At 49.6% G+C, this 9402-nt stretch carries 4 protein-coding genes and 2 pseudogenes; 1 reads left to right on the forward strand and 5 read right to left on the reverse strand.

Annotated elements, in window-relative coordinates:
* The 4 genes and pseudogenes from NC980_RS25750 to NC980_RS25765 all read right to left on the reverse strand — a co-directional run.
* Positions 1-146: pseudogene (locus NC980_RS25750) on the reverse strand (IS6 family transposase); the annotation flags it as partial.
* Between the two features lie 324 nt (positions 147-470).
* Entirely contained in the window at positions 471-1796 is a 1326-nt protein-coding gene (locus NC980_RS25755; RefSeq protein WP_190377105.1) for an MFS transporter, read from the reverse strand.
* Positions 1797-2127: 331 nt separating this feature from the next.
* A complete protein-coding gene (gene ggt / locus NC980_RS25760) occupies positions 2128-3690 on the reverse strand; it encodes a gamma-glutamyltransferase (protein WP_190377106.1) in 1563 nt (520 codons plus the stop codon).
* Between the two features lie 219 nt (positions 3691-3909).
* Entirely contained in the window at positions 3910-5274 is a 1365-nt protein-coding gene (locus NC980_RS25765) for an FAD-binding oxidoreductase (RefSeq protein WP_190377107.1), read from the reverse strand.
* Positions 5275-5581: 307 nt separating this feature from the next.
* Here NC980_RS25765 and NC980_RS25770 point away from each other — a divergent pair, with 307 nt between their 5' ends.
* Positions 5582-6706 carry a site-2 protease family protein gene (locus tag NC980_RS25770; protein ID WP_190377108.1) on the forward strand — a complete coding sequence of 375 codons (1125 nt, stop codon included), beginning with the start codon at positions 5582-5584 and terminating at the stop codon, positions 6704-6706.
* 146 nt (positions 6707-6852) lie between these two features.
* On the opposite strand, the pseudogene NC980_RS25775 reads toward NC980_RS25770, so the two are convergent.
* Positions 6853-9135, reverse strand: a pseudogene (locus NC980_RS25775) (molybdopterin-dependent oxidoreductase).
* Between the last annotated feature and the right edge of the window lie 267 nt (positions 9136-9402).

Below are 9402 nucleotides of genomic sequence, written 5' to 3' on the forward strand. Positions count from 1 at the left end.
CACCATTCCCGAATCGATTCGTACGTCACTTCGATCCCTCGGTACAACATCATTTTCTCAATGTCCCGGTAGCTCAAGGGGAAGGTGTAATACAGACAGACACAATAACTAATGATTTCACCGGGAAAACGATGACGGGAGTACATGAGGAAAGTGTGATCTGAGTTAAACCAGTCCGATTATTCTACGTTCCGGTTAATCTGACAATGCCCTCAGGAATTATCGTGCCTAATTTTGAATCTGTTCCGTTAAGTTGATAATGCTCTTGAATTCCATCGGAGATCGCTTAATCAAAAGCAAAAATCCAATATCAGGCGTTCTTTTCTCTGCTTTGTTCAGTGAGTGATTTCCAAAACCCTGGTGAGAAAAGCAATCTTGCTATTGTCCGCTTCATTGGCTAACTAGGCTGTTTTCAGCAATCTAATCAACAAAATGATCCCAAAAGCACAACTCGACTATTACACATTAGTTCACCCTTGAATGGGCGCATCTTCTAGGCGATAGCCCTGGAAGACGATAACCCCCAAGACCACGAGCGCTGCCGCAACCAGAAACACGACTCGTACACCAGCAGGATGCTCTAGGGTGTAACCATAGTAAGAAAAAATGGGTGGGATGATGAGGGTTGAGAACGATAACCCCATCCCAGCCGAGAACGAGAAAATACTGTAATGAAACGCTTCTCGCCGCTGTCCCGTGACGATCGCATCCTGCTCAACGACCGTTCCCATCATCGCATAGACCAAAATGAAATAACCGCCTAGAAAAGGTCCCAGGAAGCCAAAGCAGATTGCAGCCTGGATCCCATTCGGTAGGGCAGAAGTCCATCCTACTACGGTCAGAAAACTCGTCGCCAGCGCCAATCCTAGCAAGGAAACCTTCAGCAATTGGCGATCTGACCCGTATCGGCTCATCCGATTCCACACCGGAGCGGCAGCCAGCATCACGATCACTACCAAACTCTGATAGCGCCCTACGGCTGCTTCTGGTTCTTGCAGAATCAAGGCAACAAAGTAGGGCAAATTCGAGAGCAACATCGCGTAAGCAGTCTGTACGAGAATCGTGGAGCTACAGAGAATCAGGAACGGGCGATTCCGCAGCGTTGAGCGCAGGCTCTGCCAAAAGCTCAACGCTGCGATTACTTCGGTTTTGTCGGTTGCGTCAAGCGTAGGTAGGCTTCGTTTTGGGAGAACTGGGAGTGTCAGTCCAACCGTTACCACGCCAAGGATTCCGATCACTCCCCCCATGGCGATCGCACCCCACTGGTTGTAGACAGCGCTGCCAATGATGGCACCGCCCAGGACGCCCACAATGCCAAAAATGTTTTTCCACATACTGAGCCGAACGCGCTCCGCTGCCGTCGCTGCCATTTCCGGTAGACTACCGTCATAGGGGACACCAACGAGACTGATCCCGGTGTACAAGACGATCGCCATTGTCAGGAAGTAGAAAGCATTTAGCCAGCTAGGATAGGCAGTTAAAGGTGTCCAGAGCAATAGCAGTGATCCGAGAGTCATGAGACTGCCAATTACCAAGAAGGGCGTTCGTCGCCCCCACGGGCTGCAAGTGGTGTCACTCCAATGACCGATGAAGGGATCAATGATGGCATTCCAAACGCGACCGATCGCCAGTAAGAGACCCACGACCGTAACTGAGAGATATTGCACTGCACCTGTAGTGGGCGGAGGCGCATAGTAGTAAAGCAGCCAGGTCGAAACGGCAGTATTGATTAAATTGATGCTGATCGAAGTGCAACTGTAGAGCAAAGTTTGCCGGAACGTGAGGGTAGGAGGCATGGCGATCAGCTAGTTTAACTAAATTCAAAGTAGCCAAAAACTGAGAATTTACGTTAGATAAATAGCCGGTTGTCCTCCTTTTTCCCTAAAATACGCATGAGCCAACTTCATCTGATGCTCGACATTACAGACAGCAGACTCAGAGATTAACGAGTCTGATCTCGATTGCTTTTCTACTGCTGGAACAGAGCCTAAGCGACCAGGTTTGATCGTCAACAAACAGGACAACATCCTCAACAATGCTAAGGAGAACGGACATGAATAACTGAAAACTGGATCGCTCACAATACCGCTATCCTATCGGCGACCACAATACAATCACGCCCATGATTCAAATCAGAATTCCAACCGCTCCGTCTCGCCGAGGATCGCTCGCCCCGGAAAACTCTCCACTCTGACTCCGAGTCACGGCATGAACCCCACCAAAAAACATGTTTTGCTGCTGCCACAGCTCTAGCACTTGATCAAACGGAAAAATGCTGCGGTCAATCACCAGCGACTCAGCGATGGGTTCTAGGTTCAACACTCCATCCTCCCAGTGGATTCGCGGACTGTTCACTGCCTGCTCCACCGACATCTTGAAATCTAGCAGATTGGAAATCACCTGCAAGATCGCCGTGCGAATTCGATTAGAGCCACCAGAACCGAGCACAATCTCTGGCTTCTGCTGCCGCAGGATCATCGTTGGAGCCATCATTGAGGAGATGCGAACGTTCTCCTGCCAATTGTGAAAGCCATGCGGATGCAAATCCACTTCTCCCAGCATGTTGTTGGTCATGATTCCCGTCCCCGGAATCACATAACCCGAACCTTCACCGTTAGAAGTCGTGACACTGGCGGCGTTGCCTTCACTGTCAATGGCACTCAGATGGGTTGTGCTGCCCCATTTATTGATTGGATGGGCATTTAACTGTTGGGCGTAGGTTGCCAAATGGTCAGCCGCCAAAAATTGCTTTGCGACATCAGCCTGATAAAGATTGGCATCAAAACCATCGGCTCTAGCTCGGTTTGTAAGCTGTATCACGCGAGCTAACAGGCGTACTTGTTCAGTCGAGCCAAATTTCAGCATTGACAAATCTATGTCTTCCAGCAAGGCTAGCGCAAACGCAATCAGCGCTCCCCCGGAACTGGGTGGTGGATTCGTGAGAAACGTTCTGCCACGATAGCGGGTTGTCAGCGGCTGCCGCTCAATCACCTGATAATGGTACAAATCAGCTAGCGTTAAATAACCCCCCTGCGCTTGACAGTCTTTCACAAGCTGATGGGCAATCTCGCCCCTGTAGAAGCCGTCGGCACCCTCTGCCGCTAGGTAGGACAGCGTTTCCGCCAAATCGGGCATCGTCATCAGCGCTCCGGGCTGCGGTAACGCTCCTTGCACGGTAAAGACCTGCCGTGAGCCAGGATTATTAAGCAAAATCGGTGCCAAAATCTGATAGCAGTAGCTCTGAAAGGCAGTGATTTCAACTCCAGTTTTGGCATAGTGAATGGCGGGTTCAGCGACCCAGGCTAGTGGCAACCGTCCCAGTCGTCGATGAACGTGCAGCAGTCCGCCGATCGTGCCGGGTACGGCAATTGAACCCAGCCCAATGTGAAACTCTTGCAAAACGTTGCCAAATTTGACCTGCGTTGGGTAAAAATCTACTGTATCTCGCGGGCGCTTCTGGCATGGTGTTTGAGTGAAAAAGTCAAATAGAACGTTTTCTCCAGTCTGAGTATGCGCGAGCAGAAAGCCACCGCCTGCGGGAGAAGTCAAAGTGGGTTCAGTGACAAAAGATGCCATGACTGCTGCCACAACCGCATCAAAGACATTGCCCCCCAGCCGAAACATCTCTAAGCCTGCTTCGACCGTTTTGGCATGTCCTGCGGCAATCGCACCTTGAATTTTTAGGGGCATAGGGACTGTTTTAACTTTTTAACTTTTGAGTGTTGAGTTAGTTTACATAAGAAATGCTTTTACAAGATGGCTCTACTTCGCCTCACAACGAAACTTGTTCTCCTTCTGTCGCTGAAGTTTCTTCGGTGTATCTCAAGCACAATTTATCAACAAATTTATCAACGAAATGTCTGGAGTAAGAAATGATCGCGATTGCCGCCTCGATCGTCGATTGATTGCTTAGGCAAATCCACGATCGCCAGAATAAACAGGAATACTTTGTTCAAAACTAAAAAAGTTACCTGGATCGTATTGCTGTTTCACCTGCTTTAATCGTTGCCAATTACTGCCGTAGTAGGCGGTTTGCCAGTTTTTAATAGAGCGATCGCAGTAATTTACGTAGCATCCTCCGGTGACATACGGCTTCATCGCTGAGCGGAAGTTCTGCACCCAACTGATATGGGCAGCTTGCTCCTGCGGTTTTGTCCAATATGCCTGATATTGAATGTTCCATTTCACTTGGCGATGGAAGAAAGCTGTGGCATCAGAGGGAATTTTGGCGATCGCGCCGCCATAACTATCAAATTGCAGCACCACATTCTGACTCGGCGCTTGCTTAAGGAATTGAACAATAGTCGCAATACTCTTTGCATCCAGTGGACGAGCAACATAATCAGAAGCATTTTTGAATTTCGTCTGTGAACCATGCCAATGTGCTAAGCGTTTTGGATAATCCGGCTTCAACCCAGCAAAGGCATAAACTGCTTCTAGGTAAGGTAATGTCTCGATCGAGCTTTCTTTCGGTGCGATCGAGAATAAAGGCGCGAGCACACTGCGTAATTCTGCTTCGGTTCCCACAAATTGCCCCACAACATAGACCGAGTTTCCCGGTGTGAGTTTCAAAATGCTTGTATCGAGATCGTCACTCTCTGGTGCAAAAGCTTGCCACTGTTGAATCACCCGTTCTATGTCGCTAGCATCCCATTTAAGTTGATAGACGGTGACTTTATCGATCACATGAGTTTGGAACTTCAGCGCCGTCACAATGCCAAAATTTCCACCTCCGCCACCCCGCAATGCCCAAAACAAATCGACATTCTGAGTAGCATCGGCGACAATGAGTTTTCCCGCAGCCGTCACCATTTCCACAGATTGCAAGCTATCACAAGTCAATCCTTTCCAACGAGCGAGTAATCCATAGCCGCCTCCTAGTGTCAATCCGGTAATGCCCACCGTCGCGCAAGATCCACCTGGAATTGTTACTCCTTCTGCGGCGAGGGCTTCATAAATTGGAACCAGTTCTGCGCCAGCTTGAATGGTTGCTTGTCCTGTGGTGCGATCGAATCGAATCTGCTCCATGTCATTGAGATCAATAATCAGCGCATCATCTGCAACCGAAAACGCCTCATAACTGTGTCGTCCGCCCCGAACTCGTACCGGAACTCCGCTGATCTGCGCCCAATTTACAGCGTTGACGACATCTTGTACAGACTGACAGAAGACGATCGCCAGTGGCGAGACAGCAAATCGCATATTGAAGTTCAGCTGCGCATCTGCATAGCCTGCTTCGCCTGCGTAAATGACTTTTCCAGTGAGTTCAGCCATTGCATTGTCCCAAATCGCTCGCCTTTCATAGACACAAGCAAACTGAGGAGCATTTCAGAAAAGTTGCGCTGGAGAATAAAGTTGCAAAAAATGCTAGATTTCATGATTCACGCAAGAGACATTCTAGAACTCATGCACGCGAAAGTACCTAGAACATCAAGCAGCAATTCCAATCCGTATTTCCCTCCCTGCAACGAACCAGAAAGAGACGGTCATTGCGGTAATGGAAAGATGAGAAAGTGTTTCACATTTCGTTACATTAGAGAAGAAAGAGCCAAAGGCGCTCATAACATCGGAGGTACCCGATATGAATAACAACATTCGTGTCGGCAGTTTGTTTGGAATTCCTTTCTATGTCAACCCGTCCTGGTTTTTGGTGTTGGGTTTAGTCACCTTCAGCTATGGCTCAGGATTGGCAGCCCAATTTCCAAATTTACCCTCAGGGCTATCTTGGGGTTTAGGGTTACTCACAGCGCTATTGTTATTTAGCTCCGTGCTGGCTCACGAACTTGGGCACAGTTTTGTGGCACTGAAACAGGGTGTGAGAGTCAAATCCATTACGTTGTTCCTATTTGGGGGATTAGCGAGCTTAGAAAAAGAGTCAGAAACCCCAGCCGAGGCATTTCAAGTCGCGATCGCAGGTCCCTTAGTCAGTTTGCTTCTCGCTGGCTTAGCGACGGTTTTTGTAGTCGGTACTGGAGTATCGGGCGCACCTGCTGCAATCCTGGGCGTATTGGTTTCGGTTAACTTAGCGTTAGCGCTCTTTAATCTCATTCCGGGTTTGCCGCTCGATGGTGGCAATATTCTGAAAGCATTGGTCTGGAAAGTGACGGGTAGCCCTTACAAAGGGATGAAGTTTGCAGGTCGCGTGGGTCAACTGATTGGTTGGCTAGCGATCGCATCAGGACTTCTGCCGCTGGTTGTCTTTGGCAGTGGGCTGAACTTCTGGAACATCCTGATCGGCTGGTTCTTACTCCAGAATGCTGGTCAAGCTGCTCAGTATGGTGTGGTCTTGGATAAATTAGCAGGGCTGACGGCATCTGATGCAGTTAGTGCAAGTAGTCCGATTGTCAATGCTTCGTCAACATTGCGAGAGTTTGCCGATCAGCGGATTCTGGATCAGCGGGTGTGGCAGAAGTTTTTAGTCACGAATTCTGATGGGCAACTCATTGGTACTCTTTCCATCGACGATTTGAAAGCAATTCCGAGCGAGCTGTGGTCTGAAACCTTGGTTCAATCCCTCGTAAAACCGCTTGATCCATCTTTAATGGTGCAGAGCGATCGTCCCCTGTCAGAAGTGGTAACTTTGTTGGAAGACCGTAAGCTAACGGCACTCTCCGTTGTCCAAGAGAACAATGTCTTAGTGGGCTTGCTGGAAAAAACTGCGATCATGAATCTGCTACAGAATCGCGTACAGGCTGCTCCGGCTTAGACTCAGCATAAACGGTACGGTGATCATCCGATCGCTGATGCGTCTGGATGGCAGACCTAAACCAGGAACAGTCAGCATGGTGAAACTTCAGGGGAGTGGGCAACTACTTCCCTGAAGTTTTTTGCATACCTTGGCTTGATATTGGCTTATGGTGATACGGCTTTCAAGCGAACGGGCACATGCTTGTGAAACGATGTAGCACTAATGAGGTCACAGTGCTTGGCATCGGTGAGAAGGTTAATCAAAGGACCGTGTGAAGTGCACTGTCCGGTTGCATCGGGATAGTCAAGCCCATACCCATGTGGCAAGCTAACCACGCCGGGACGGAGCTGATCGCTGATTTGAACTCGAACCTGGATACTTCCGCGGGATGATTCACATAGCGCGATCGCACCGTTCTCTAATCCGAAACGAGCCGCATCCGATGGATGAATGTGCAATGCCCCATTGGAATCCTCCTTTCTCCAGGCAGGATCGCGATAAATTGTATTGGCGTTATAGGCACGTCGCTCTCCCGCAATTAGAATCAGTGGATAGTCTTCCGAAGTTGCATTCGATTGATTGGGAAGGGCTTGAAGTGCTTCGATCATCTCAGGAATGAGCAGATGTACCCGACCATCCCGATGACGAATAAACGACCATGTGTCCTCATAGCGGTGATGACTCAACACTGTCCCACTAGGACTTGTCATAATTCGCTCAAATAGTGCTTCTGCCAGTGCTTTCCCCCGTTCTTTGAGTCCGGTGCGGACGACGGCTGCACCATGCTGCCGAACGTAGAGATGACTCGCACCCCAGAAGGGAGCCACCACATCTGCGCCATCGGGTAACGTTTTGCCCAGCGATCCTTGCAAGACAAAGGGAACAATCCGATTAAGCTTGGGTCGGAGCGCGATCGCGCTAACCAGCGCATAGTAGTAGATGCCGAGATTGGGGAAACGATGATGCAAACGAGCGGCTGCTGTCAGCATGGGGAATGCTGTGGGCACCACTCCGACTGCAATTCCTAAGCGGCGGTAGATCTCTGGCTCCGGTAATGTGTCAGATTGGGGAGCGAAGAGGGGCTTGCGGAGATGAAATCCATTCGTCGGGAAATCTAAAGTGAAGAATGAGGCTTCCCATTTCTCAAATTGGGAAGGGGCTGGCAGGATGTAGTGAGCATATCGAGCGGTTTCCGTCATTGCGACATCAATGACGACGAGTAGCTCTAATTTCTCAAAAGCTTGACGATAGGCTTGTGTGTCTGCGGCTGAAACGATCGGGTTTGCACTATCGACAATCAGGGCACGAGTTCTCTGAGGATGGTCGGTGTCGATCTCTGCTGGAAGAACGTTCGGGGGAAACAGTTCGGCAATTTCAGCGGCACCCGTGACAGCAGTCTTGAGCAGCGATCGCGCTTTACCCTTGGGTTCAGAGTGCCCGACGATCGGGAGAAAGAAGCTATGAAAGGTATTGGCTCCTCGCTTACCCAGATTTCCGGTGAGTAAGAAGAGCAACTTCTCTAGATAGGAGTTCAGGGTGCTGTTGCGGCTCTGCTGCAATCCCAAATCTACCCGAACACAGGCGGATTTTGCTCTAGTTAGCCGTTGAACAGTCTCAAAGACTTGTTCTGGTGCGAGTCCGGTTTGTGCAATGCATTCGTCGATCGGAACCTGCAACAGCACCTCACGCAGTTCTGAGAATCCCACGGTGTGTTGCTGCAAGAATTGGCGGTTTTCCCAGCCTTCACGCACGATCGTTGCTAACATCGCTGCGAGTAGAAAGGCATCGGTACCTGGGTGTAACTGAAGATGGATATCCGCGAGTTGTGCAGTTTCAGTCCGACGTGGATCAACAACAATCAGAGTACGCGACGGGTCCTTCGCAATCTGCTTCAAAGTTCGACGAGCATTGCGGATGCCGTGAGATTGCCAAGGATTGGTACCAATCATGATTGCACAGTCGGTATGCTCGATATCTTCTGTGATGTGGCAACTCTGTCGCCCGAAGAGTTTCCCATTGATCCAGAAATCGCCTGTTTTTTCCTGTGCCAAGGCAGAGTAGTAGTACCGAATTCCCATTGCCTGACGAAATGCACTGCTGTACATCGCACCCAAATGGTTCCCTTGACCGCCGCCACCCTAGTAAGCGAGGCAGTCCATACCATGTGCATCTTGGAGTTCGATTAATCGATCGGCAATCTCGGCAATAGCAGTGTCCCAAGAGATAGGTTCAAAACTTCCATCTGGGGTTCGGCGGAGCGGGTGATGCAATCGATTGGCATGATTCTGATAATGATTCAGTTGCGCCGCTTTCTGGCAAAGGTAGCCAGCACTAATCGGGTGATTTTGATCTCCCCGGATCTTGACCAAGTGTCCTGCTTCGACCTGAACAAGAAGACCACAATTTCGCGAACATAAGATACAGGCTGTGGGGTGCCAGTTGCTCATAGAAGAATTGCTCTATGTCTTCAGTTGACTGGTTGCAAAATTATAGGTGAATCTGCACGAGTAACTACAGGAGTTTACAACGGTTAAGTGACAATATCCCTGCAACTTCCTTCTTATTTCAGGGGCAGACGTTCCCCTGAGAATTCTTTTCCTTGAGAGGGATCAGCGATTGCCTTTGAGCAGTGCGAGAAGCTGCTTAGCGGCTGTAATTCCTGACACTGCTGCACCTTCCATAAATCCTTGCCACTCATAGAACGAACTGGTATG

Origin of the sequence: Leptolyngbya sp. AS-A5 (genome assembly GCF_039962495.1) — a bacterium.
Taxonomy (GTDB): Bacteria; Cyanobacteriota; Cyanobacteriia; order Leptolyngbyales; family Leptolyngbyaceae; genus Leptolyngbya.